General features: G+C 59.2%; 25 protein-coding genes. 20 read left to right on the forward strand and 5 right to left on the reverse strand.

Annotated elements, in window-relative coordinates:
• Position 1: 1 nt before the first annotated feature.
• The 9 genes from mltG (at position 2) to NHU87_RS15680 (ending at position 7598) form a co-directional block, all read left to right on the forward strand.
• Positions 2-1216: an endolytic transglycosylase MltG gene (mltG, locus tag NHU87_RS15640; protein ID WP_253550240.1), complete on the forward strand. Its 1215-nt coding sequence runs from the start codon at positions 2-4 to the stop codon at positions 1214-1216.
• 19 nt (positions 1217-1235) lie between these two features.
• Complete coding sequence (gene tmk, locus NHU87_RS15645; RefSeq protein WP_253550243.1) at positions 1236-1868, forward strand: dTMP kinase; 633 nt, start codon at positions 1236-1238, stop codon at positions 1866-1868.
• Positions 1861-2847 carry a DNA polymerase III subunit delta' gene (locus tag NHU87_RS15650; protein WP_253550246.1) on the forward strand — a complete coding sequence of 329 codons (987 nt, stop codon included), beginning with the start codon at positions 1861-1863 and terminating at the stop codon, positions 2845-2847. The genes tmk and NHU87_RS15650 overlap by 8 nt, the downstream gene beginning before the upstream one ends.
• A gap of 43 nt (positions 2848-2890) precedes the next feature.
• Positions 2891-3247 carry a PilZ domain-containing protein gene (locus NHU87_RS15655; protein ID WP_253550264.1) on the forward strand — a complete coding sequence of 119 codons (357 nt, stop codon included), beginning with the start codon at positions 2891-2893 and terminating at the stop codon, positions 3245-3247.
• 14 nt (positions 3248-3261) lie between these two features.
• The gene (locus NHU87_RS15660) at positions 3262-4053 is read left to right on the forward strand and encodes a TatD family hydrolase (protein ID WP_253550267.1); all 792 of its coding nucleotides are present in this window, start codon (positions 3262-3264) and stop codon (positions 4051-4053) included.
• Between the two features lie 383 nt (positions 4054-4436).
• Positions 4437-5075 carry a TetR/AcrR family transcriptional regulator gene (locus NHU87_RS15665; RefSeq protein WP_007942012.1) on the forward strand — a complete coding sequence of 213 codons (639 nt, stop codon included), beginning with the start codon at positions 4437-4439 and terminating at the stop codon, positions 5073-5075.
• A gap of 139 nt (positions 5076-5214) precedes the next feature.
• Positions 5215-6183: a GTP 3',8-cyclase MoaA gene (locus NHU87_RS15670; protein ID WP_123357798.1), complete on the forward strand. Its 969-nt coding sequence runs from the start codon at positions 5215-5217 to the stop codon at positions 6181-6183.
• Positions 6184-6415: 232 nt separating this feature from the next.
• The gene (locus NHU87_RS15675) at positions 6416-7021 is read left to right on the forward strand and encodes a DUF4823 domain-containing protein (RefSeq protein ID WP_038982098.1); all 606 of its coding nucleotides are present in this window, start codon (positions 6416-6418) and stop codon (positions 7019-7021) included.
• Between the two features lie 16 nt (positions 7022-7037).
• Positions 7038-7598, forward strand: a complete 561-nt coding sequence (locus tag NHU87_RS15680) for a DUF1285 domain-containing protein (RefSeq protein ID WP_253550270.1) — start codon at positions 7038-7040, stop codon at positions 7596-7598.
• Positions 7599-7661: 63 nt separating this feature from the next.
• Here NHU87_RS15680 and NHU87_RS15685 read toward each other — a convergent pair whose 3' ends face one another.
• Positions 7662-8534, reverse strand: coding sequence for an esterase/lipase family protein (locus NHU87_RS15685; protein ID WP_253550272.1), 873 nt, complete (start codon positions 8532-8534; stop codon positions 7662-7664).
• Positions 8535-8782: 248 nt separating this feature from the next.
• Here NHU87_RS15685 and NHU87_RS15690 point away from each other — a divergent pair, with 248 nt between their 5' ends.
• The 10 genes from NHU87_RS15690 to NHU87_RS15735 all read left to right on the forward strand — a co-directional run bounded on the left by NHU87_RS15690 (position 8783) and on the right by NHU87_RS15735 (position 19936).
• Positions 8783-9499, forward strand: a complete 717-nt coding sequence (locus NHU87_RS15690; protein ID WP_038982101.1) for a FadR/GntR family transcriptional regulator — start codon at positions 8783-8785, stop codon at positions 9497-9499.
• Positions 9500-9722: 223 nt separating this feature from the next.
• The gene (locus tag NHU87_RS15695) at positions 9723-10598 is read left to right on the forward strand and encodes an SMP-30/gluconolactonase/LRE family protein (RefSeq protein ID WP_253550275.1); all 876 of its coding nucleotides are present in this window, start codon (positions 9723-9725) and stop codon (positions 10596-10598) included.
• A 273-nt stretch (positions 10599-10871) separates the two neighbouring features.
• Entirely contained in the window at positions 10872-11690 is an 819-nt protein-coding gene (locus tag NHU87_RS15700) for an SDR family oxidoreductase (protein ID WP_253550277.1), read from the forward strand.
• 121 nt (positions 11691-11811) lie between these two features.
• Entirely contained in the window at positions 11812-12816 is a 1005-nt protein-coding gene (locus NHU87_RS15705) for a substrate-binding domain-containing protein (RefSeq protein WP_253550280.1), read from the forward strand.
• 61 nt (positions 12817-12877) lie between these two features.
• On the forward strand, positions 12878-14422 hold the full coding sequence (araG, locus tag NHU87_RS15710) for an L-arabinose ABC transporter ATP-binding protein AraG (protein WP_253550284.1): 1545 nt from the start codon (positions 12878-12880) through the stop codon (positions 14420-14422).
• Positions 14423-14431: 9 nt separating this feature from the next.
• Positions 14432-15400, forward strand: a complete 969-nt coding sequence (araH, locus tag NHU87_RS15715) for an L-arabinose ABC transporter permease AraH (RefSeq protein WP_123357792.1) — start codon at positions 14432-14434, stop codon at positions 15398-15400.
• 218 nt (positions 15401-15618) lie between these two features.
• Positions 15619-16332, forward strand: a complete 714-nt coding sequence (locus NHU87_RS15720) for a GntR family transcriptional regulator (RefSeq protein ID WP_253550287.1) — start codon at positions 15619-15621, stop codon at positions 16330-16332.
• On the forward strand, positions 16329-17327 hold the full coding sequence (locus NHU87_RS15725; protein ID WP_253550306.1) for an ADP-ribosylglycohydrolase family protein: 999 nt from the start codon (positions 16329-16331) through the stop codon (positions 17325-17327). Before NHU87_RS15720 ends, NHU87_RS15725 begins: the two co-directional genes overlap by 4 nt.
• A 220-nt stretch (positions 17328-17547) precedes the next feature.
• Entirely contained in the window at positions 17548-19014 is a 1467-nt protein-coding gene (locus NHU87_RS15730) for a purine-cytosine permease family protein (RefSeq protein WP_253550309.1), read from the forward strand.
• The gene (locus NHU87_RS15735) at positions 19007-19936 is read left to right on the forward strand and encodes a PfkB family carbohydrate kinase (RefSeq protein ID WP_253550312.1); all 930 of its coding nucleotides are present in this window, start codon (positions 19007-19009) and stop codon (positions 19934-19936) included. The genes NHU87_RS15730 and NHU87_RS15735 overlap by 8 nt, the downstream gene beginning before the upstream one ends.
• 268 nt (positions 19937-20204) lie before the next feature.
• Here NHU87_RS15735 and NHU87_RS15740 read toward each other — a convergent pair whose 3' ends face one another.
• The 4 genes from NHU87_RS15740 to NHU87_RS15755 form a co-directional block, all read right to left on the reverse strand.
• Positions 20205-20585, reverse strand: a complete 381-nt coding sequence (locus tag NHU87_RS15740) for a Rho termination factor N-terminal domain-containing protein (protein WP_038982111.1) — start codon at positions 20583-20585, stop codon at positions 20205-20207.
• 91 nt (positions 20586-20676) lie between these two features.
• Positions 20677-20931, reverse strand: coding sequence for a hypothetical protein (locus NHU87_RS15745; RefSeq protein ID WP_030131987.1), 255 nt, complete (start codon positions 20929-20931; stop codon positions 20677-20679).
• A 54-nt stretch (positions 20932-20985) separates the two neighbouring features.
• Complete coding sequence (locus NHU87_RS15750) at positions 20986-21300, reverse strand: hypothetical protein (protein ID WP_253550315.1); 315 nt, start codon at positions 21298-21300, stop codon at positions 20986-20988.
• A 93-nt stretch (positions 21301-21393) separates the two neighbouring features.
• Entirely contained in the window at positions 21394-22050 is a 657-nt protein-coding gene (locus NHU87_RS15755; protein WP_253550318.1) for an HD domain-containing protein, read from the reverse strand.
• 219 nt (positions 22051-22269) lie between these two features.
• Between NHU87_RS15755 and NHU87_RS15760 the strand changes: the two genes are divergently transcribed.
• A complete protein-coding gene (locus NHU87_RS15760) occupies positions 22270-22752 on the forward strand; it encodes a GNAT family N-acetyltransferase (protein ID WP_253550320.1) in 483 nt (160 codons plus the stop codon).
• Positions 22753-22867 lie beyond the last annotated feature (115 nt).

The following is a 22867-nucleotide window of genomic DNA, read 5'->3' on the forward strand; positions in this document are numbered from 1 at the left end:
CGTGAGACGTAAATTCTTGCTGCTGCTGGAAACCGGATTGGTTCTGGCGGGGCTGTTGGCAGGCGCTTGCGCCTGGAAAATCGATTCGGCGCTGGAACAACCGCTGAACATCGCCCAGGAAGAGCTGTTGGAAGTGCCCAAAGGCACTACGCCAAACCGCACTTTGCTGCGACTTGAAGCCGATGGCGTCATCAAAGACGCTTTCTGGCTGCGCGTATATTGGCGCTTCAATCTGGCAAGACAACCGCTGCATAGCGGCGAATACCGCATGGTGCCCGGGATGACAGTCAACGGGCTGATCGACCTGTGGAAGCGCGGGGAAATGGTGCAATACAGCCTGACGCTGGTCGAAGGCTGGAATTTTCATCAGGTTCGCGCGGCCCTGGCCAAGGATGAAAAACTCGAACAGACCCTCAACGGTCTGAGCGACAGCCAAGTGATGGACAAGCTCGGGCACAGCGGGATTTTTCCGGAAGGACGATTCTTCCCCGACACCTATCGTTTCGTGCGGGGCATGACCGACGTTGATCTGCTCAAGAAAGCTTACGACCGCCTCGACGAGGTCCTCGCCAAGGAATGGAGCCAGCGTTCTGCCGACGTCCCCTACACTGAGCCCTATCAGGCGCTGATCATGGCCTCGCTGGTGGAAAAGGAAACCGGTGTGCCGCATGAGCGCCGGCAGATCGCCGGCGTGTTCGTGCGTCGCATGGAAATGGGCATGCTGTTGCAGACCGATCCAACGGTGATTTATGGTCTGGGTGATCGTTACAACGGCAAGTTGACCCGCGCTCATCTCAAGGAGCCGACGCCCTATAACACCTACATGATTGCTGGTCTGCCGCCGACGCCGATTGCGATGGTGGGCCGCGAAGCGATCCATGCAGCGTTGAATCCGGCCGACGGCAACAGCCTGTATTTTGTCGCGCGCGGTGATGGCAGCCACGTGTTCTCCGATGATCTGGATGCCCACAATAATGCGGTGCGCGAGTACCAGATCAATCGACGTGCCGATTACCGGTCCAGCCCTGCGCCGACTGTTACACCGCCGACCGAGGAGGCTGAGGCGCCAATCCCGGCGGCTTCGCCCAATATCGCGCCCGAAGACCTGCCGCCGGTAACGCCGCAAGTCTCTGAGCAAAGCTCTGCACAAGAGCCTGCACAAGAACCTGCGCCAGCACCCGAAGCGGATGCGCTCGCGCCGCAAAGCCCGCAATGACTCTGATTAAGGACTGCCTGTGACTGGCTTGTTTATTACCCTGGAAGGCCCGGAAGGTGCCGGCAAGAGCACCAATCGCGAATACCTGGCCGAGCGTCTGCGCGCCGCCGGGATCGAGGTAGTGTTGACCCGGGAGCCCGGGGGCACGCCCCTGGCTGAGCGGATTCGTGACGTGCTGTTGGCGCCGGTCGATGAGGTCATGAACCCCGACACCGAGCTGCTGTTGGTGTTCGCCGCGCGAGCCCAGCATCTGGCCGAGGTGATCCGCCCGGCGCTGGCCCGTGGCGCGGTGGTCCTGTGCGATCGCTTTACCGATTCGACCTATGCCTACCAGGGCGGTGGTCGTGGTTTGTCGCTGGAGCGCATCGCGACCCTCGAAACATTCGTGCAGGGCGATCTGCGCCCGGACTTGACGCTGATCTTCGATCTGCCGGTAGAAGTGGGCCTCGCCCGCGCCAGCGCCCGTGGTCGCCTGGATCGCTTCGAACTCGAAGGCCGAGCGTTTTTCGAGGCGGTGCGCACTGCCTTCCTGGAGCGTGCCAAAGCGGATTCTGCGCGTTATGTCCTGGTGGATGCCGCCCAACCGCTGGCGCAGGTTCAGCAGTCTCTGGATGCCTTGCTACCACGTCTGCTGGAGCTGACTCGTGGCTGAAGCCTATCCGTGGCAGGACAGTCTTTGGCAGCAACTGGCCGGACGTGCCCAGCACGCCCATGCCTATTTGCTGCATGGCCCGGCCGGGATCGGCAAGCGCGCGCTGGCCGAGCGTCTGATGGCTCGTTTGTTGTGCCAGCGCCCGACCGCCGAAGGCGCTTGCGGTGAGTGCAAATCCTGCTTGTTGCTGAAGGCCGGCAGTCATCCCGACAACTACATCCTGGAGCCGGAAGAAGCAGACAAGGCGATCAAGGTCGATCAGGTACGTGATCTGGTCAGCTTCGTGGTTCAGACTGCGCAGATGGGCGGGCGCAAAGTGGTGCTGATCGAGCCGGTCGAGGCGATGAACATCAACGCCGCCAACGCCTTGCTGAAAAGTCTTGAAGAGCCGTCCGGCGATACCGTTTTGCTGTTGGTCAGTCACCAGACCAGCCGTCTGCTGCCGACCATCAAGAGCCGTTGCGTGCAGCAGGCTTGTCCGTTGCCAAGCGAAGCCATGAGTCTGGCCTGGCTGGCCAGCGCGTTGCCGGACTGTTCGGAAGAAGAGCGCATTGAACTGTTGACCCTCGCTGCCGGTTCGCCATTGGCCGCGGTCAAATTGCAGGCACAGGGCGTACGCGAGCAGCGGGCTCTGGTGGTCGAGGGCGTGAAAAAGTTGCTCAAACAACAGCAGTCGCCGACCCAGTTGGCTGAGGAGTGGAAGACCATTCCCATGTTGCTGCTGTTCGATTGGTTCTGCGACTGGTCGAGCCTGATCCTGCGTTATCAGTTGACTCAGGATGAAGCAGGGCTGGGCCTGGCAGATATGCGCAAGGTGATTCAATACCTGGCGCAGAAATCCGCTCAGAACAAAGTCCTGAATATCCAGGACTGGATCCTCGCCCAGCGCCAGAAAGTGATGAGTAAAGCCAACCTCAATCCGGCATTGTTGCTGGAGGCACTGTTAGTGCAATGGGTATCTTTGCCTACCCAGAAGTGACCGTCTGACACTAGACTCTGATCATCAGACAGTGGAGGTCAGCATGAACGAACCCATCAGTCCGGGGCCGCGAAATGGCATTTTGTCCTTGACCATCAAGGACAGGGCCGTGCTCTACGCGGCCTACATGCCATTCATCAAGAACGGTGGCCTGTTTATCCCGACCAACAAAAATTACAAGTTGGGCGATGAGGTCTTCATGCTGCTGCACCTGATGGATGAACCGGAAAAGATTCCGGTCGCCGGCAAAGTCACCTGGATCACCCCCAAAGGGGCCCAGGGCAATCGCGCCGCCGGAGTTGGCGTGCAATTCAATGAAGGCGACAACACCGCGCGCAGTCGAATCGAAACCCATCTGGCCGGAGCCCTGAAGTCCGACCGTCCCACTCATACGATGTAAGTTGCAGCCCTTTTATGCTCGTAGATTCCCATTGCCACCTTGATCGCCTCGACCTTACCGCCCACGACGGCTCCCTGGATGCTGCACTCGATGCGGCCCGTGAGCGCGGGGTAGGGCACTTTCTGTGCATTGGCGTCAGCGCCGATAATGCTGCCGACGTCAAAGCCCTGGCCGAACGTTACGACGATGTCGACTGTTCGGTCGGGGTGCATCCACTCGATGTGCAGCCAGGTGCCGCTCCGGCGCTGGATTGGCTGTTGCGCGAACTCAATCATCCGCGGGTGGTGGCGATCGGTGAAACCGGTCTGGATTATCACTACGAGCCGGAAGCGGCAGCGTTGCAGCAGGAGTCATTCCGTCTGCACCTGCAAGCGGCGCAACAGACCGGCAAGCCGGTGATCATCCATACCCGTGGCGCGCGGGCCGATACCCTTGAGCTGCTACGCGAGGCGGCACTGCCTCAGGCGGGCGTGCTGCATTGCTTCACCGAAGACTGGGAGATGGCCAAGGCTGCGCTGGACATGGGGTATTACATTTCCTTGTCCGGTATTGTCACTTTTCGCAATGCCGATGCCCTGCGGGATGTGGCCAGCAAGGTGCCGGCTGACCGGTTGCTGGTGGAAACCGACTCGCCGTACCTGGCGCCGATCCCTTATCGCGGCAAACCGAACCTGCCGCAGTACGTGCGTGAAGTGGCGGAATTTCTGGCAATGTTGCGAGGGGAGTCCTACGAGCGATTTGCCCGGCAGACCACCGAGAATTTCAAGCGTTTATTCCCGTTGGCGCACGTCAGGGTAACAGTGTAACGTTAGAAAAGATCGCAGCCTGTGGGGTTTTTGGCCGCTGAATCGCAGGCAAAAAAAACCCGGGTTCTGGGGGGTGAATCCGGGTTAAGACCATTAGGAGTAAAACAAAGGCACACAATCCTTTGGTACCTTCATCGGCGCGACACTTGGGGGAGATGCCTCGCCGACAGTTGAAGTATTGATCAGTATTGCGCCGAGTCCAGTTTAGCTGGTCGGGTTTTTAAACAAATTTGGAATACGCGCGCTTCGGTTGAGTTCTCATCAACCCGCGAGATGGCGCGAATTCATCAAGAAACACATATATGGTCGGATGATCCGTGCATTTTGGCGTAAGTTAGGCATAATACGCGGCTTCGAATTTTGACCCCTACAGACCTTTTCTTATGCATAAAGAACCTCGTAAGGTCCGTGAGTTTCGTCGCCGCGAGCAAGAAATTCTCGATACCGCGCTCAAGCTGTTCCTCGAACAAGGTGAAGACAGTGTCACCGTCGAGATGATTGCTGATGCCGTCGGTATCGGCAAAGGCACGATCTACAAGCACTTCAAATCCAAGGCGGAGATCTATCTGCGCCTGATGCTCGATTACGAGCGCGATTTGAACGAGCTCTTGCATTCCGCCGATGTCGATAAGGACAAGGAAGCCCTGTCCCGGGCCTACTTCGAATTCCGCATGCGCGATCCGCAACGCTATCGGTTGTTCGATCGCCTGGAAGAAAAGGTGGTCAAGGGCAACCAGGTGCCGGAGATGGTCGAGGAACTGCACAAGATTCGCGCCTCGAACTTCGAACGCCTGACCCTGCTGATCAAGGGCCGGATCAGCGAAGGCAAGCTCGAAGACGTGCCGCCTTACTTCCATTACTGCGCCGCCTGGGCGCTGGTGCACGGCGCCGTGGCGCTGTATCACTCGCCATTCTGGAGCAATGTGCTGGAAGATCAGGAAGGTTTCTTCCAGTTCCTGATGGACATCGGCGTGCGCATGGGCAACAAGCGCAAGCGCGACACCGACACGCCAAGCAGCTGAACCATTCAGTTGCCTTATTGCGCCATGATTTAGCAACATGGCGCAGTACCTCAGGAATATACTCAGGCATAGGGCTTGCTAAAACTTGATTTGTGAGTCAAGTTTTGCGCGTTCGAATCTTCTTTCGCCGGAGTGATCCATGATCGTTGACCGTCAAGGCAGGCGTTTTCGCAATTTGCGGATCAGTCTGACCTCAGCCTGTAACTACGCTTGTACCTACTGCGTGCCCAACGGCAAGCGGCTGGTGGCTGCGCAGGATGAGTTGTCGGCGGAGGCTATGGCACGCGGCGTGGCCTATCTGATCGAAGCCGCGGGCATCGAGCGTTTGCGCATTACCGGTGGCGAGCCACTGGTCAGTCCCAAACTCGAAGCCTTCATGACTGCCGTCGGGCAGATGGGTCTGGCGGACATCAGCCTGACCACCAATGGTCAGTTACTGGCGAAGAAACTGCCGTTGCTGGTGGATGCCGGCATTCGGCGCATCAATGTTTCCCTCGATACCCTGGATGCCAGCGCTTTTCGCAGCATTGCGCGCGGCGGTGATCTGGCGACCGTCCTCGATGGCATGGACCAGGCCGCCGCGGCTGGCATGAAGATCAAGGTCAATATGGTGCCGCTGCGCGGGCAGAACCTCGATCAGGTAATGCCCTTGCTCGACTACTGCCTGGAGCGCGGCTACGAGTTGCGCTTCATCGAGTTGATGCGCATGGGTCACTTGGCCAGCGATTCCAACGCCTTTCTGCAGCAGTTCGTCAGCCTTCAGCAGTTGCTGAGCCTGATCGGCGAGCGCTACGAGTACCTTCAGGCCGATGCGCCGGTTGATGCCACGGCGGTGCGTTACCAGATTCCAGGGCTGGGCCACTTCGGCGTGATCGCCAACGAAAGCGTTCCGTTTTGCCGCACCTGTTCGCGCCTGCGTTTGTCGTCCACTGGTTGGCTGCATGGTTGCCTGTCGTCGAGCAATCGTCACTACGTCGGCGACCTGCTGGACAAGCCTCGTCATCAGGCGCTGCCGGCGTTGCAGCGACTGCTGGTCAAAGCCTTGGGGGATAAGCAGGAAGTGGCGTTCTCCGGTGGCGCGACCATCATGAAGATTATTGGCGGCTAAACGCGACCTGTAGCAGCTGCCGAGCCCGCGAGGCTGCGTTCGGCTGCGCAGCAGTCGTCACTCACACTTCCCCGATTTTCCTGAAAAACCGCAGCGCCTGATTTTACGACTGCTGCGCAGTCGAACGCAGCCTTCGGCAGCTGCTACAAAGAAGAACCACTCATGAGCTGGCGCGGAAGCTGCATCCCATGGCCATTCGCCGGTTTTCCGTCACCGGCCTCTGGAGGGTAGGATGCGTAGCCTGGTTTTGCTGCTGGCCGTTTTGGCGCTTGGTGGCTGCATGAATGTCAGCGATATGGCCGAAGGGACTCGCTACCACATGAGCGACGCGGGGCTGCTGGACCACAGCGACAGCCGTCGCGTGAATAACTTCCGCATTCAGCCGGACTCGTTCATCTACATCGCCCAGGGTGCCTTCGCGCCGCCGGGCAGTGCTTATCCGCGACCCAACGTGGTGGCCGAAGAAGCCTTCAATGGCTTTATCGAATATTTCCCAATGGTCCGCCGCGCCCGCGCGCCGGAAGGCCTCGACACTGCCATGGGCGAAGCCCGTGCCGCCGGCGCGCATTACCTGCTTTACACCCGTTTCGCCAAGGCCGACGACCGCATCGGCAACTCGGACGAATGGCTCGATCAGGAACACGTGGATCGCCTCGGAATCGATAATGGCGTGATTCAAATCATGTTGATCGAGACCAGCACCCAGTATTTGATTGATACTGCACGTATCAAAAGTCGTGGCGGTTTACTGACGTTCCACGACAACAAGCCAGAAGACTTGCTGGGCCCGCCGCTGGAGCAATATGCTCGTAGCCTGCTGGGGCTCAGCGACCAGTAATTCAAAGGAGAACGCCATGAGTGGCCCGCAAAAAGCCAACGACCTGTTGGGGCAAATCCCCAAAACCAAAGGCTTGCCGCCGGTCCACTTGTGGAACCCCGACTTCTGCGGCGACATCGACATGCGCATCGCCCGCGACGGTACCTGGTATTACCTGGGCACACCGATCGGGCGCAAGCCGATGGTCAAACTGTTCTCCACCATCATTCGCCGCGACGGCGATGATTACTTTCTGATTACCCCGGTCGAAAAGGTTGGCATCAAGGTCGACGACGCACCGTTCGTGGCGATTGCCGTGGAGGTCGAAGGCGAGGGTGAAGCCCAGCTCTTGCGCTTTACCACCAACGTCGATGAAACGGCTGAGGCCGGCGCCGAGCACCCTATGCGCGTGGTGATCGATCCGGTCACTCAGGAGCCTGCGCCGTACGTGCATGTACGCACCAACCTTGAAGCACTGATTCACCGCAATGTGTTCTACCAACTGGTGGAGCTGGCGGTCAGTCGTGAAATCGACGGGCAGCGTTGGCTGGGCGTGTGGAGCGGTGGCGAATTTTTCCCTATCGGGCTTGAGCCGTAACGCGCTGTGCTCTTTTACCGTAAAAAACGGCCCGTTATTTCAACGGGCCGTTTTTTTATGGGCTTACAAACCCTTGCTCTTGAGTCGCGCAGCATGTTCCAGGTAGAGCCTGACCGGGCTCACGTTCCAGCTGTTGATCCCGGCCATCTGATTGACCGCGTCAAAATGGTCCATCGGGTAATCCGAGCGAATCACTTTCCCCAGATGCGAGCTGTAGCGGCCGACCAGCCCATCATTGGCGTTTTCCTCTTTATAAAACAGCTTCGATAGCACGATACAATTCAAATGACTCGGGTCGAGTGGCTGCAGGCTTTGGAACTTCTGCACGATCCCGCTCCAGGAGTAGTAATACACGCCGTTTTCAACTTCGTTGCCTTCCCCGCCCCAAACCTTTGGTATCCCTTGCGGGTACTTGCGATTGAAGGCGGCCAATCCTGCGCTGGTCAGCGATTCGAATGCTGCCTCAGGGTCAATCGGGTTTTCCGGATGGCCGCTAATCAGCGAAATGAAGGTGCCGACCGCGCCCAACAGGGCCAGTACGAACGCTTCGGGTAGCTCTCCAGGCGTCAGCGCCTTGTGCAATTGGTCGGCAATCTCCGAGCCGTGATTGGGGCAACTGACCGAGGTGACCGACGCAACCTTTTCCGGGTGCAACGCTGCTACGTAGCGTGCGGCCAAGGGACCTTGGCTATGACCGATCAGATTGACCTTGGCGGCTCCTGTTTCCAGCAAAATGCGGTTGACGTGTTCGAGCAGTTTTTCTCCGCGTTCCTCATTACCGTTGACGGCTGGAATATTGACGGCAAACACCTGAGCGCCAGCGCGTTCCAGGGCTTCCTCGATTTCAAAGAAGTAGGGATAACCGGCGATCCTATCGAAGCCGAAAAGACCGTGAACCAACACAATGGGGTATTTCGTAGACGCATCCATGTCCATGTTCATACCTATCGATAGGGGTTTGAAGGGAAACAGATCGCCGACTGCCCGATCTGCTGCGGCTAACCGTAGTTTACAAAGTGGATGGAATCAAAGCGCTTCAGGCAGGATTCGGACGAACAGCCATGTCCATATTTAGCGGGGCAGCTGAAAATCCAATTGACACCCAATCATATGATGATTAGCGTGGACATCCATCGCGAACGGCTTTGTGTCGTTTGTTTTAATCACCGGTCGACGAGGTACCCATGTCCAGCAGTTTTCATGCGTCGACGGTCGACTGGCTGGGGTGCTGGATTGCTGCCGGCCAAGTAAAGCCCGGCGAAACCATCAAGGTCGAAGCCGATCTGGGCGAGCAGCTCGGTGTCAGTCGTACGGTCATCCGCGAAGCCATCAAAACCCTGGTGGCCAAAGGCATGCTTGAAGTCGGACCGAAGGTCGGCACACGCGTATTACCAGTGCGGCGCTGGAATCTCTTCGATCCGCAAGTTGTCGGCTGGCTATCGCGCAGCGGCTTGCCGGAAAACTTCGTCGACGACTTGCTCGACCTGCGCCGCACCATCGAACCCATGGCGGTGCGCTGGGCCTGCGAGCGGGCGACGGTGGAACAAGTTCAAGCCGTGCTCCAGGCCTATAACGCGCTGGAACGGGCAGTGGACAGCGGCATCGATTACAACCGCGCCGACCAGTTCTTCCACGAGTGCATTCTCGCCGCCAGCCACAATCAATTCATCGAACAAATGGTCCCGGCCCTCGGCGCATTGTTGGCAGTGTCTTTCGAAGTGTCTGCCGCCGACCCGGACGAACTGCGCCGAACCTTGCCAATCCACAAAGACATGGCCGACGCCATCGCCGCCCGGGATTCCGCGCGGGGTGTGTGGGCCTGCATGACCCTAATCGATAACGCCGACCTGGCGATCAAACGCTTCTACCCCCAGGTCATGGCCGACAAGAAGGCTAGCTGACAATAAAGCATCCTTGGTGGGAACGGGCTGTGTGGCGCCGGTAAGTAAGAAATTTGAGCGACGAAAATCCTGTGGGAGCGTGGCTTGCCCGCGAAGAACGATAACGCGTAATACCTGAAAAACCGCGGTGCATTTTTCGCGGGCAAGCCACGCTACCACAGGGTTCTGCGTTTTGACTTATACAGGATCGCTCCCACATAAAAGCCAAAAGACAGGAGGTTTCATGACGTGGACTGCGGTTACCGGACACCGTGCGCAACTCGGCGAATGCCCGTTCTGGGATGCTCCGACCCAAGCGCTGTATTGGGTAGATATCGCCGGTAAACAAGCGCTCCGGCTGATCGGCGACAATGTGCAAATCTGGCAGATGCCGGAGCACGTGTCCGCATTCATCCCCTGCGAAAGCGGCGATGCCCTGGTGACATTGAGTAGTGGGGTTTATCGGCTGGATCTGGATTCCCCAGGCCTTGAACCTCGACTGACCTTGTTCTGCGTCGCCGATCCGCAACCCGGCAATCGCCCCAACGAAGCCCGCTGCGATGCCCAGGGTCAGCTCTGGCTGGGCACTATGCAAAACAATATCGGCGAACAGGGCGAAGATTTGCCCGTCGTGCGCCGCTCCGGTGGCCTGTTTCGCATCGACCGCGAGGCTCGGGTTACGCCGCTGCTTCGGGGATTGGGCATTCCCAATACGTTGCTGTGGAGCGACGACGGCACAACCCTGTATTTCGCCGACAGCCTCGACAAAACGCTTTATCGGCATTTCATCCATGCCGACGGCAACCTGGACACCGCCTATGTCTGGTTTGGCCCCCACGAACGTGGCGGCCCCGACGGCTCGGCGATGGATGCCGAAGGCTACATATGGAATGCCCGTTGGAATGGCGGTTGTCTGCTCAGGCTGAACCCGGAAGGACATGTGGATCGGGTGATCGAACTGCCGGTCAGCCGTCCCACCAGTTGTGTGTTCGGTGGCGAAGACTTCAAAACCCTGTACATCACCAGCGCCGCAAGCCCGCTCAATCACCCATTGGACGGCGCGCTGTTATCGATTCGGGTGGATGTGCGCGGGAAACCCTGTCAACGTTTTGCTGGATAAATCCCTAAATATGGGATGTAAAATTATATATTGAGATTATTTGGCGGCCGGGTTTATAGTCGGCTCCATCGGTTAGACGCACTCACACTTAAAAAAACAAAACAGGTGAAGTGATGCAGCGATATTCCACCGCACTCCCTGACGGAGTCAGTGCCTCAGGCCGCCTCGGCGCCCGGGCGTTTTCGCGCCTGCCTGCCTATTCCCAACAGCTTTTTGACCGGACATCGATAGATGTCCGGTTTTCGTCGTGCCTTCGAACAGGAGTGTTGATCCATGGCTGAACCTCTTTCCTTGCCACCGGTGCCCGAACCACCCAAGGGTGAGCGCCTAAAGAACAAGGTCGTGCTGTTGACCGGTGCTGCTCAGGGTATCGGCGAGGCGATTGTCGCAACCTTCGCCTCTCAGCAGGCCAAGCTGATCATCAGTGATATCAAGGCTGAGAAAGTCGAAAAAGTCGCGGCGCATTGGCGTGAACAAGGCGCGGATGTCGTAGCGATCAAGGCCGACGTGTCGCGCCAGCACGACCTGCACGCCATGGCCAGATTGGCTATCGAACTTCACGGCCGGATCGACGTGCTGGTCAACTGCGCCGGGGTTAACGTGTTCCGCGATCCGCTGCAAATGACCGAGGACGACTGGCATCGTTGCTTCGCCATCGACCTGGACGGCGCCTGGTATGGCTGCAAAGCGGTGTTGCCGCAAATGATCGAGCAGGGCATCGGCAGCATCATCAACATTGCCTCCACCCATTCCACTCACATCATTCCCGGCTGCTTCCCGTACCCGGTGGCCAAGCATGGCTTGCTCGGACTGACCCGCGCCTTGGGCATCGAATACGCACCCAAAGGCATTCGCGTCAACGCCATTGCGCCGGGCTATATCGAAACCCAACTGAACGTCGATTACTGGAACGGTTTTGCCGACCCCCATGCCGAACGTCAGCGGGCCTTCGACCTGCATCCACCGCGGCGCATCGGTCAACCGATTGAAGTGGCAATGACCGCCGTGTTCCTGGCCAGCGATGAAGCGCCGTTCATTAACGCTTCATGCATCACCATCGATGGTGGGCGTTCGGTGATGTACCACGACTGAGCAGCACGGGTTTAATAGGCGAAACTACGCCTGGAATCCAATCATCATACGATATGACTATTGGCTGCATGCTTTGAAGGCTTTCAAATAACGCTCAAAAAAAATAACAAGGAGTTAGCTTATGAAACGTCGTCGTGGGATCCGTTCCCTGTGCTGTGCCGCTTTGGCGGTTACCGCGGTCAGCCTGAGCAGTACGTTGTTGGCGGCCGAGGAAGTGAAGATCGGTTTTCTGGTCAAGCAAGCGGAAGAGCCCTGGTTCCAGACCGAATGGGCCTTCGCCGAAAAGGCCGGCAAGGACAAGGGCTTCACCGTCATCAAGATCGCCGTGCCTGACGGCGAGAAAACCCTCTCGGCCATCGACAGCCTGGCGGCCAACGGTGCCAAGGGCTTCGTGATCTGCCCGCCGGACGTCTCCCTTGGCCCGGCAATCATGGCCAAGGCCAAGCTCAACGGTTTGAAAGTGATCGCCGTCGATGACCGTTTCGTCGATGCCGGCGGCAAGTTCATGGAGGACGTGCCGTACCTCGGCATGGCAGCCTTCGAAGTCGGTCAGAAGCAGGGCGCCGCCATGGCCGCCGAAGCGAAAAAACGCGGCTGGGATTGGAAAGACACCTACGCGGTGATCAATACCTTTAACGAACTCGACACCGGTAAGAAACGCACTGACGGTTCTGTCAAAGCGCTGGAAGACTCCGGTATGCCGAAAGACCACATTCTCTTCTCGGCGCTGAAAACCCTCGACGTACCGGGCAGCATGGACGCCACCAACTCGGCCTTGGTGAAGCTACCGGGCGCGGCGAAAAACCTGATCATCGGCGGCATGAACGACAACACCGTGCTGGGCGGCGTGCGCGCCACCGAAAGCGCCGGTTTTGCCGCGGCCAACGTGATCGGCATCGGCATCAACGGTACCGATGCCATCGGCGAATTGAAGAAACCCAACAGCGGCTTCTTCGGCTCGATGCTGCCGAGCCCGCACATCGAGGGCTACAACACCGCGAGCATGATGTACGAGTGGGTCACCACCGGCAAAGAACCCCCGAAATACACCGCGATGGACGACGTTACGCTGATCACGCGCGACAACTTCAAGCAGGAACTGGAAAAGATCGGCCTGTGGAACTGAGGTTGATTTCATTGGCGGCTCTGGCAACAGAGCTGCCTGACCGGTGTGATGAGGTGGGTTTATGCACGCACAAATACAGACAGACCAACAGAGCATTGGCGGCAGCCTGCGTTTCAACGGGATCGGCAAGATATTTCCCGGGGTGAAGGCGCTGGACGGCATCAGCTTCGTCGCCCATCCGGGTCAGGTTCACGCCTTGATGGGCGAGAACGGCGCCGGTAAATCCACGCTGCTGAAAATCCTTGGCGGCGCTTACACGCCGAGCAGCGGCGATCTGCAGATCGGCGAGCAGACGAGGGTCTTCAAGTCCACCGCCGACAGCATTGGCAGCGGGGTCGCGGTGATCCATCAGGAGCTGCACCTGGTGCCGGAAATGACCGTCGCCGAGAACCTGTTTCTCGGGCATCTGCCGGCGAGTTTCGGCCTGATCAATCGCGGCGTTTTGCGGCAACAGGCATTGGCCTGCCTGAAAGGCCTGGCCGATGAAATCGACCCGCAAGAGAAAGTCGGGCGCCTGTCCCTCGGCCAGCGGCAACTGGTGGAAATCGCCAAGGCGTTGTCCCGTGGCGCGCATGTGATTGCATTCGACGAACCCACTAGCAGCCTGTCGGCACGGGAAATCGATCGCTTGATGGCGATCATCGGGCGCCTGCGCGACGAAGGCAAAGTGGTGCTCTACGTCTCCCATCGCATGGAAGAAGTCTTCCGCATCTGCAACGCGGTGACGGTGTTCAAGGACGGTCGCTTCGTGCGCACCTTCGAGGACATGAGCGCGCTGACCCATGACCAATTAGTGACGTGCATGGTCGGTCGCGACATTCAGGATATCTACGATTATCGCAGTCGTCCGCGTGGCGCAGTGGCGCTCAAGGTCGACAAATTGCTGGGGCCCGGCTTGCGTGAGCCGGTGAGTTTCGAGGTGCACAAGGGTGAAGTCCTCGGGCTGTTCGGCCTGGTCGGCGCCGGGCGCACCGAGCTGTTCCGGATGCTCAGCGGGCTGACGCGCAACACCGCCGGGCGCCTGGAGTTGCGCGGTCATGAACTGAAACTGCGTTCGCCGCGCGATGCCATTGCGGCGGGGATTCTGTTGTGTCCCGAGGACCGCAAGAAGGAGGGCATCCTGCCGCTCGCCAGCGTCGCCGAGAACATCAACATCAGCGCTCGTGGCGCCCATTCCACCTTCGGCTGCCTGTTGCGCGGCCTGTGGGAAAAGGACAATGCCGACAAGCAGATCAAGGCGCTGAAGGTGAAGACGCCCAACGCGGCGCAGAAAATCATGTACCTGTCTGGCGGCAATCAGCAGAAGGCGATTCTCGGTCGCTGGCTGTCGATGCCGATGAAAGTCCTGCTGCTCGACGAGCCCACTCGCGGCATCGACATCGGAGCAAAAGCCGAGATCTACCAGATCATCCATAACCTGGCCGCCAGCGGCATCGCGGTAATTGTGGTGTCCAGCGACCTGATGGAGGTCATGGGCATTTCCGACCGCATCCTGGTGCTTTGCGAAGGCGCGATGCGCGGCGAACTGACCCGCGAACAAGCCAATGAATCCAACCTGCTGCAACTGGCGTTGCCACGCCAACGCGCTGCCGACGTGGCGAACTGAGAGGTGACTATGACCATCCAAAACAACGCTTTGCCAACCCCGCGCAAACCGCTGGACTTGCGGCGCTTTCTCGATGACTGGGTGATGCTGCTGGCGGCCGTCGGGATCTTTGTGCTCTGCACCTTGCTGATCGATAACTTCCTGTCGCCGCTGAACATGCGCGGTCTTGGCCTGGCGATTTCCACTACCGGGATCGCCGCGTGCACCATGTTGTATTGCCTGGCATCCGGGCATTTCGACTTGTCGGTAGGCTCGGTGATTGCCTGCGCCGGCGTAGTCGCGGCGGTGGTGATGCGTGACACCGACAGCGTGTTTCTCGGCGTGAGTGCGGCGCTGGTGATGGGGCTGATTGTCGGGCTGATCAATGGGATTGTGATCGCCAAGCTGCGGGTCAATGCGTTGATCACCACGCTGGCGACCATGCAGATCGTGCGTGGCCTGGCTTACATCTTTGCCAACGGCAAAGCGGTGGGCGTTTCTCAGGAGCAATTCTTCGTGTTCGGTAACGGCCAGTTGTTCGGTGTGCCGGTGCCGATTCTGATCACCATTGTTTGCTTCCTATTTTTCGGCTGGTTGCTGAATTACACCACCTACGGCCGCAACACCATGGCCATCGGCGGCAACCAGGAAGCTGCGTTGCTGGCCGGCGTAAATGTCGATCGGACCAAGATCATCATCTTCGCCGTGCACGGTGTGATCGGTGCGTTGGCCGGGGTGATTCTGGCGTCGCGCATGACGTCCGGTCAGCCGATGATTGGCCAGGGTTTCGAGTTGACGGTGATCTCGGCTTGCGTGCTCGGCGGGGTATCGCTGAGTGGCGGGATCGGGATGATTCGGCATGTGATCGCCGGGGTGCTGATTCTGGCGATCATCGAGAATGCGATGAACCTGAAGAATATCGATACGTTTTATCAGTATGTGATTCGTGGTTCGATCTTGTTGCTGGCGGTGGTGATTGACCGACTGAAACAACGCTGATTGTCCCTGTAGGAGCGAGGCTTGCCCGCGAAAGCAGTCTGTCTGTCACGCTGATGCTGGATGTGCCGACGCCTTCGCGAGCAAGCCCCCTCCCACAGTTGATCTGTGCCGCGCACACGCAGCGGTCGATTTTGAACCGGCATCCTTCACCCACTTTCACAAAATATCCCTTGCTCGCCCCAACCCGTTTCAGCTATGACGGTACACCCGAGGTGTACATGATCAGACCGCTACGAATTGACAAGAAACAACAGGTAGTCGACGAGCTCGTTCGGCGCATCGAAAACGGCCTCATGGAGGACGGCGTTGTATTGCCGGGCGAACATCAGTTGGCTCAAGCATTCAAGGTCAGCCGAGGCACGCTGCGTGAAGCCGTGGCCGAACTGAAACGGCGCCAGTGCATCGCTTCGCAAAGCGGGGTGGGGTCCATCGTCACCTTCGACGGTGTGGTGCTCGATCAGCGCAGCGGCTGGGCCCAGGCGCTGGCCGACAATGGGGCGCTGATTAATACCGAAGTGCTGCGGCTGGAGGCGGTCACCCGTCCTGACCTGCTACCACGTTTCGGCACTGATCAGTTCATCACCCTCGACCGTCGCCGTCGCGGCACCGATGGCACGCTGGTGTCGCTTGAACGTTCATTGATGCCCGCCACCGGAGACTTGGAAGGCCTGCCGCGAGTCGGTCTGATCGATGACTCCCTGACCATCACGTTGGCCGCCTATGGCTACATCGGTGACCACGGGGATCAGTGGATCGGTGCCGAACCCTTGAATGCCGAAGACGCCGAATTGCTCGGGCGCCCGGAGGGCACGGTGTTCCTCAAGGCCCTGCGCACCACTTACGACCGCCAGAACCGCTTCATGGAACAGGTCGAAAGCCTGCTCGACCCAGTGCATTTTCGTCTGCACCTGCAAATTGGAACTTCAAAATGACCGCGCTCGACCGTGCCCTCGGCGCGTTCTACGGACTGGCCCTGGGCGATGCGTTGGGCATGCCGACACAATCCCTGAGTCGTGCCGAGATCAAGGCGCGCTTCGGCGAGATCACCGATCTGCAGGACGCTGGTCCAGATCAACCGATCGCTGCAAACATGCCCAAAGGCTCGATCACTGACGATACCGAACAGGCAATCCTGATCGGTCAGTTGTTGATTGAGGGCGAGGGCTGGATCGAACCGACGATGCTGGCCCAGCGCTTGATCGAATGGGAAGCCGGGATGCAAGCCAAGGGTTCGCAGGATTTGCTCGGCCCCTCGACCAAACGCGCGATCGAGATGATCCTCGCCGGCCACTCGCTGGAAGAGGCGGGGCGCTACGGCACCACCAATGGCGCGGCCATGCGTATCACGCCGGTGGGGATTGCAGCCGATGTTGCCGATCCCGAACGTTTCATCCGCGCCGTGGTGCAAGCCTGTCAGGTGACCCACAACACCACGCTGGGAATTGCCAGCGCGGCGGCAGTGGCGGCGGTGGTTTCTGCCGGGATCAACGGCATGGACCTGGGCGAGGCATTGGACCTCGGCCAGCAGATCGCTCAGCAAGCCGAAAGCCATGGGCACTGGGTCGCTGGCGGACGTATCGCCTCGCGCATCAGTTGGGCGTGGGGCATCAGCGTCGACAGCGACAAGGCGTTGCTCGCGGACTTGCTGTACGAGGTGATCGGCACGTCGGTGGCCTCGCAGGAATCGGTGGTGGTGTCGTTTGCACTGGCTCGGCAAGTGGCTATCGGGCAGATGACGGCTTTCGATGCATTGTGCATGGCTGCCAGTTTGGGTGGAGATACCGACACCATGGCGGCGATACTCGGCGCGATGCTTGGGGCTTGTCTGGGGCTTGAGAGTTGGCCGGTGGGAATGATCGAACAGGTTAAAGCGGTAAATGATTTGCAGCTGGAACCGTTGGTGCAAGGGCTGTTGGCTTTGCGTTGACTGTTCTGACGTCATCGCGGGCAAGCCCGCTCCCACAGGGATAGTACAAACCTTGAGATGCACGCCGTACCTATGGGAGCGAGCCTGCTCGCGATAGGCGCGCCGCATACTAGAATTTTTCACCCGCAATGGAGCGCACAAACATGGACAGGATCGCCGGAAAGTTATGTCAACTTCCGAATTGCCCACAATCACAACAATGGCAACAGGAGCAGTTTTCATGAGTTCATCGAACACCGGGCAAAGTGCCGGGCAATTGGAAACCCGTGGTATCGAACCGGTGCCGGAAGGGGAGTGCAACGGTCATCCACTGCAACTGTTCTGGGTCTGGTTTGCCGCCAACATATCCATCCTCGGCTTGCCGTTGGGCGCCACGCTGGTGGCCTTCCGCGGCCTGGCGATCTGGCAGGCGATCATCGTCGCCATCCTCGGTGCCGCCGGCTCGTTCGCGGTGGTCGGGATCATCTCCATTGCCGGTCGTCGCGGTCGCGCACCGAGCCTGACGCTGTCGCGGGCGATCTTTGGCGTACGCGGCAATATCGGCCCGACGCTGGTTTCGCTGATGTCGCGACTGGGTTGGGAAACCGTCAATACCACCACCGCAGCATTCGTCTTGCTGTCACTGTGCTCGATTCTGTTCGGTTCGCCGGTGGAAGCCAAAAGCGCGCCGCTGCTGACCCTGGTTTTTATCGCGATTTTCGTGCTGCTGACGTTGTCGGTGTCTGGCCTCGGTCACGCCACGTTGCTGGTGATCCAGCGATGGGCGACCTACGTATTCGGTGCGTTGAACATCCTGGTCGGTGGTTTCCTCTGCGCGACCATCGACTGGAGCGCCGTGTTCAATGCGACGCCAGCGCCGCTGAGCGCGATGATCATCGGCATCGGTACCATGGCCGCCGGTACCGGGATCGGTTGGGCCAACGCCGGTGCCGACATGTCGCGCTACCAGCACCGCAGTGTCAAAGCTGTGCGTTTGGTGGCATCGGCGGCGTTCGGTGCGGGGATTCCGCTGGTGCTGCTGATCACCCTCGGTGGTTTGCTGTCAGTGGGCAACAATGATCTGGCTTCGGCCACTGACCCGATCGTCGCGATCCGCGACATGCTGCCGAGCTGGATGGCCGTGCCGTACCTGATCACCGCATTCGGCGGGCTGCTGCTGTCGAACAACCTGTCGGTGTACTCCGCCGGTCTGACCACGCTGACCCTCGGCCTGAAGGTCAGGCGCGTGTACGCGGTGGTGGTCGATATCATTGCTATCTTCGCCGGGTCGATCTACTTCATGCTGATCGCCGAGAGCTTCTACGGCCCGTTCATCACCTTCATTTCCTTGCTGGCGGTGCCGATCACGGCGTGGGTCGGGATCTTCGTGGTCGACCTGATTCACCGGCATTACTACAGCCCCAAAGACCTGCTGGACGTCACTCCGAGCAGCGCCTACTGGTATCGCGGCGGCGTCGAGTGGCGTGCCTTCGGTGCATGGGCGCTGGCGATTGTGTTGGGTTTCAGTTTCACCACCATTGGCACCACGGAGCAAGATGTCTGGTTCCGAGGCTTTCTGTCCGACTCCTGGCTGGGCCACAACGGCCTGGGCTGGATCGTGACGTTCCTGGTGGCCGGTGGCATTTACTGGCTGCTCGGCGGTGCCAAGGACCGCCGCGCCGCGTTGATCGAGCCGGCTCATGCCTAAAATGCTACACACCGGCCAGGTCATGATCGACCTGGTCATGGCCGTGGATAAGTTGCCTCAGTCGGGCGGTGACGTGCTCGCGCAATCCGCCCGTTTCGAGGCCGGCGGTGGCTTCAATGTGATGGCCGCGGCCCGGCGAAACGGCTTGCCGGTGGTCTACCTCGGTCGTCATGGCAAGGGCCGTTTCGGCGACCTGGCCCGAGAGGCAATGACGGCTGAAGGCATTCGGATTGGCATCGATCAGAGCACTGAGCGCGATACCGGGCTGTGCGTCGCGTTAACCGAAGCCTCGGCCGAGCGCACGTTCATTTCCTGGATCGGGGCCGAAGGCGAATTGACCGCCGAAGACCTGACAAGTGTGCCGGCCGAGGCGGGCGACTTTGTCTATGTCAGTGGCTATAGCCTGTTGCATGGCGCAAAGGCTCAGACGCTGGTGGATTGGGTGCTGGATTTGCCGGACGGGATCAAGGTGGTGTTCGATCCGGGGCCGTTGGTGGATTCGCCGGACGCATCGCTGATGAAGGCCTTGTTGCCGCGCATCGATCTGTGGACCAGCAACCGTGTCGAGGCGCTGCGGTTTACCGGGGCGACGGACATCGGCGAGGCATTGAAGCGGTTGGCTGATCATCTGCCGACCGAGGTGTTGATGGTGGTACGCGATGGGCCGCAAGGGTGCTGGATCAGCCAGCATGGCGAGCACCGGCATGTGCCGGGCTTCAAGGTGGTGGCGGTGGACAGCAACGGCGCGGGGGATGCTCACGCGGGAGTTTTTATTGCCGGGTTGGCGCACGGGTTATCGGCGGACGAAGCGGCGCGGCGGGCAAATGCGGCTGCGGCGTTGGCGGTCACTCGCTGGGGGCCGGCGACTTCGCCGGGGGCGGCAGAGGTGGATGCGTTGATTCGCGAGTCTTTCGGCGCTTGATCCACCGCTATCGCGGGCAAGCCTCAATGCCGGTCAGTTAAGCGAAATTTCTGTAGGAGCGAGGCTTGCCCGCGAAGAATGCACCGCGGTTTTTCAGGTATTACGCGTCATCGTTCTTCGCGGGCAAGCCTCGCTCCTACAGATTCCGCCTTAACTGACAGGCATTAGGGCAAGCCCGCTCCCACCGGGGATTTGTTAACGACATACCCCCCTGTGGGAGCGGGCTTGCTCGCGAAGAGGCCCTCAAACTCACCTCAAATCCGAACCCTTACCCGGCCTTGCGCAACGCCTCGATCAACTCTTGCTTGCGCATGCTCGAGCGCCCCGGAATCTTCTTCGCCCGGGCTTCTTTCATCAGGCTGTCCACCGTTTGCGTATCGCGTGAAGCCTTGCTGTTGCGTGGCTTGCCTTCACGAGTGGCCACTGCACGTCGAGATGATTCCTTGCGATCTGCAGACTTGGCGCTGGCCGGCTTCTTGCGCCCGGAGCCGCCGGCGCGTTCGCCGCCACCGGACTGCTTGTTCACCGTGGCCCAGGCGCGAGCTTCGGCTTCATCTTTCGATACGCCTTTGTGCTCGTAGCTTTCTTCGATGTGTTCGGCCTTGCGTTTTTGCTCGGCGGTGTATTTGTCTTTGCTTCCACGAGGCATGGGATTTCTCCTGGTTTCAGGACGTATATCCGTAGGAACTCTTCAAACATCCACAGGCAAAAGATCTCAGCCCGCGGCAGCTCCTACGCGGTTAAATATCCAGCTTGCGCGCCGCTTCAACCCCTGCGGCGCTGAGTTTGATCGGCAGGTTCAGCGAATGCTCGCCGGCTTCGTTGCAGGTCACATGACCGTGCTGGATCAATCCGCGCTCCTGCAGCGTGGCGAGGGTGCTGGCCACGACTTTCTCCCCCCGGTAATTGTCCAGAACCTCCTTGCCCAAGCCACTTGGGTGAGCGTGCAACAGGCGGGTCAGGACTTCTTTTTCCAGGTTTTTATCGACGTTCATGTTTACCTCTTCGTCAGGATTGATAGGTATTGCATGTCGCTCGCATCGGCGAACTTATTGATTGGCGCTACGGCCTTCGGAGCCCGAGCCACCGGTGGTGGTTTTCGAGCCGACGCCGGTTCCGGCGTTGTCGGGGGTTTGGGGGCCGGGTGTATTCATCCCGCCCTGACCGCTCGCGTCGTCATGATAAATCCGTGGGTCTGTGGCCGTCGGAGAAGGAGAGCGACCGCTGTCGATGCCTTGGGTGGCCGCAGATTCGGGCCTTTCAATTGGATCGGTCGGGTCGGTCCCGGAAGGGCTGGTCGCGGCGAACGCGACAGAGGTGAGTAATGCGGTGAGAGCGAGGGCGGTCAGTCGGGACGTGATCATGGTGTCGTCTCCGTTGATTAGAGTCCTTACCCGATATTGGTCCTTCCCGACCTGAATTGGTGCCTGATGAACGACGAGCGGTGCCGTCCAGATTTATTGGTCGACGCCGATTTCTTCCTTGAACAGCGCCATGAAACCCTTCAGGCGTTGGTGGCGAATCTGTGCCAGGCGTTGACCGGTGGTCGTTTGGAAACCGTCCGCCAAGTGCAGCAACTTGGTCTGGAAATGATCGAGGCAAAAGCGCTTGTCGTCGTAGTCCCGTTCTTTTGCCTCAGGGTCCAAAGGGTCATACAACGCGCTGCCCATGCGCCCGGCGATGTAGAAGGTACGCGCCACGCCGAGCATGCCAAGGGAATCGAGGCGGTCGGCGTCCTGGATGATTTTCGCTTCGAGAGTGATAGGCGTGATGTTGGCGCTAAAGCTATGGGCTTCGATGGCATGGACGACCGCAGTGATTTTTGCACCAGGCCAATCCATGGCTACCAGTACTGTCGACGCTTTCTGCGCCGCCAGCCGTGATGTCTGTGAGCGCAGCGGCGAGTTTTTCTCCACCGCCACGCAATCGTGTAACAGCACGGCTGCCAGCAACACCTCAAGATCACCACCTTCTTCGGCATGAAGCGTGCGCACGTTGTGCCACACCCGCTGCAAGTGCGACAGATCATGGGCACCGTCCTCGCCAGGTTCCAGTGCATGAGGCAGCAGTTCAGAAGCCAGATTGTGCAGCGGCGCAAAAGCGGTGGTGGTCATGGAATTCCTTGGATTCGACTCGGTTTTGTGATCAATGAGCACCCTGTGGGAGCGGGCTTGCCCGCGAAGACGTCAGTACAGTCACGCTGATTTCGCAGGCTGGCTCGTTCATACAAAGCGCCACAAAACATTAATGCTACATGACGTTTTGCTTTCAAATGTGACGTGCGCCGCGCGCGGACTTAGTATGGCGTTTTCAACTTTTGACAAGGCACGTTCATGACGATCGAAATCCGCCCGGCAACCCCCAGCGATGCTCCGCAAATACTCGCGTTCATCACTGAACTGGCCGACTTCGAACGTGCCCGCCACGAAGTCATCGCCAGCGTCGCCGACATCGAGCGTAGCCTGTTCAGCGAAGGCGCCACCGCCCATGGCCTGATCTGCCTGCGCGATGGCTTGCCGATCGGCTTCGCGGTGTTCTTTTTCAGCTATTCCACCTGGCTGGGCAGCAACTGCCTGTACCTCGAAGACCTCTACATCACGCCAGAGCAACGGGGCGGCGGCGCCGGTAAAACCTTGCTGCGCCACCTGGCGAAAATCGCCTGCGCCAATGACTGCGGCCGTTTTGAATGGAGCGTGCTGGACTGGAACAAACCGGCGATCGAATTCTACAAATCCCTCGGTGCACAACCGCAGGAGGAGTGGGTGCGGTATCGGATGGATGGGGCGGTGTTAAGGGATTTTGCCTCGGGCAATTGATCTCCTAAAAGATCGCAACCTTCGGCAGCTCCTGCACGGGATTGTGTTCGACCGCGATATTGCGTCGTACATCGAATCCGTGCAGGAGCTGCCGAAGGCTGCGATCTTTTTTTGA

Origin of the sequence: Pseudomonas mandelii (genome assembly GCF_024138395.1) — a bacterium.
In the GTDB taxonomy this organism is placed as follows: domain Bacteria; phylum Pseudomonadota; class Gammaproteobacteria; order Pseudomonadales; family Pseudomonadaceae; genus Aquipseudomonas; species Aquipseudomonas mandelii_E.

Coding starts and splice junctions, on each gene's coding strand:
- NHU87_RS15730 (WP_253550309.1), top strand. CDS start 17,548: ATGAGTTCATCGAACACCGGGCAAAGTGCCGGGCAATTGGAAACCCGT.
- NHU87_RS15725 (WP_253550306.1), top strand. CDS start 16,329: ATGACCGCGCTCGACCGTGCCCTCGGCGCGTTCTACGGACTGGCCCTG.
- NHU87_RS15665 (WP_007942012.1), top strand. CDS start 4,437: ATGCATAAAGAACCTCGTAAGGTCCGTGAGTTTCGTCGCCGCGAGCAA.
- NHU87_RS15685 (WP_253550272.1), bottom strand. CDS start 8,534: ATGGACATGGATGCGTCTACGAAATACCCCATTGTGTTGGTTCACGGT.
- NHU87_RS15750 (WP_253550315.1), bottom strand. CDS start 21,300: ATGATCACGTCCCGACTGACCGCCCTCGCTCTCACCGCATTACTCACC.
- NHU87_RS15680 (WP_253550270.1), top strand. CDS start 7,038: ATGAGTGGCCCGCAAAAAGCCAACGACCTGTTGGGGCAAATCCCCAAA.
- NHU87_RS15720 (WP_253550287.1), top strand. CDS start 15,619: ATGATCAGACCGCTACGAATTGACAAGAAACAACAGGTAGTCGACGAG.
- NHU87_RS15700 (WP_253550277.1), top strand. CDS start 10,872: ATGGCTGAACCTCTTTCCTTGCCACCGGTGCCCGAACCACCCAAGGGT.
- NHU87_RS15670 (WP_123357798.1), top strand. CDS start 5,215: ATGATCGTTGACCGTCAAGGCAGGCGTTTTCGCAATTTGCGGATCAGT.
- NHU87_RS15760 (WP_253550320.1), top strand. CDS start 22,270: ATGACGATCGAAATCCGCCCGGCAACCCCCAGCGATGCTCCGCAAATA.
- NHU87_RS15655 (WP_253550264.1), top strand. CDS start 2,891: ATGAACGAACCCATCAGTCCGGGGCCGCGAAATGGCATTTTGTCCTTG.
- NHU87_RS15735 (WP_253550312.1), top strand. CDS start 19,007: ATGCCTAAAATGCTACACACCGGCCAGGTCATGATCGACCTGGTCATG.
- NHU87_RS15745 (WP_030131987.1), bottom strand. CDS start 20,931: ATGAACGTCGATAAAAACCTGGAAAAAGAAGTCCTGACCCGCCTGTTG.
- NHU87_RS15675 (WP_038982098.1), top strand. CDS start 6,416: ATGCGTAGCCTGGTTTTGCTGCTGGCCGTTTTGGCGCTTGGTGGCTGC.
- NHU87_RS15755 (WP_253550318.1), bottom strand. CDS start 22,050: ATGACCACCACCGCTTTTGCGCCGCTGCACAATCTGGCTTCTGAACTG.
- NHU87_RS15695 (WP_253550275.1), top strand. CDS start 9,723: ATGACGTGGACTGCGGTTACCGGACACCGTGCGCAACTCGGCGAATGC.
- NHU87_RS15690 (WP_038982101.1), top strand. CDS start 8,783: ATGTCCAGCAGTTTTCATGCGTCGACGGTCGACTGGCTGGGGTGCTGG.
- NHU87_RS15705 (WP_253550280.1), top strand. CDS start 11,812: ATGAAACGTCGTCGTGGGATCCGTTCCCTGTGCTGTGCCGCTTTGGCG.
- NHU87_RS15740 (WP_038982111.1), bottom strand. CDS start 20,585: ATGCCTCGTGGAAGCAAAGACAAATACACCGCCGAGCAAAAACGCAAG.
- araG (WP_253550284.1), top strand. CDS start 12,878: ATGCACGCACAAATACAGACAGACCAACAGAGCATTGGCGGCAGCCTG.
- NHU87_RS15660 (WP_253550267.1), top strand. CDS start 3,262: ATGCTCGTAGATTCCCATTGCCACCTTGATCGCCTCGACCTTACCGCC.
- araH (WP_123357792.1), top strand. CDS start 14,432: ATGACCATCCAAAACAACGCTTTGCCAACCCCGCGCAAACCGCTGGAC.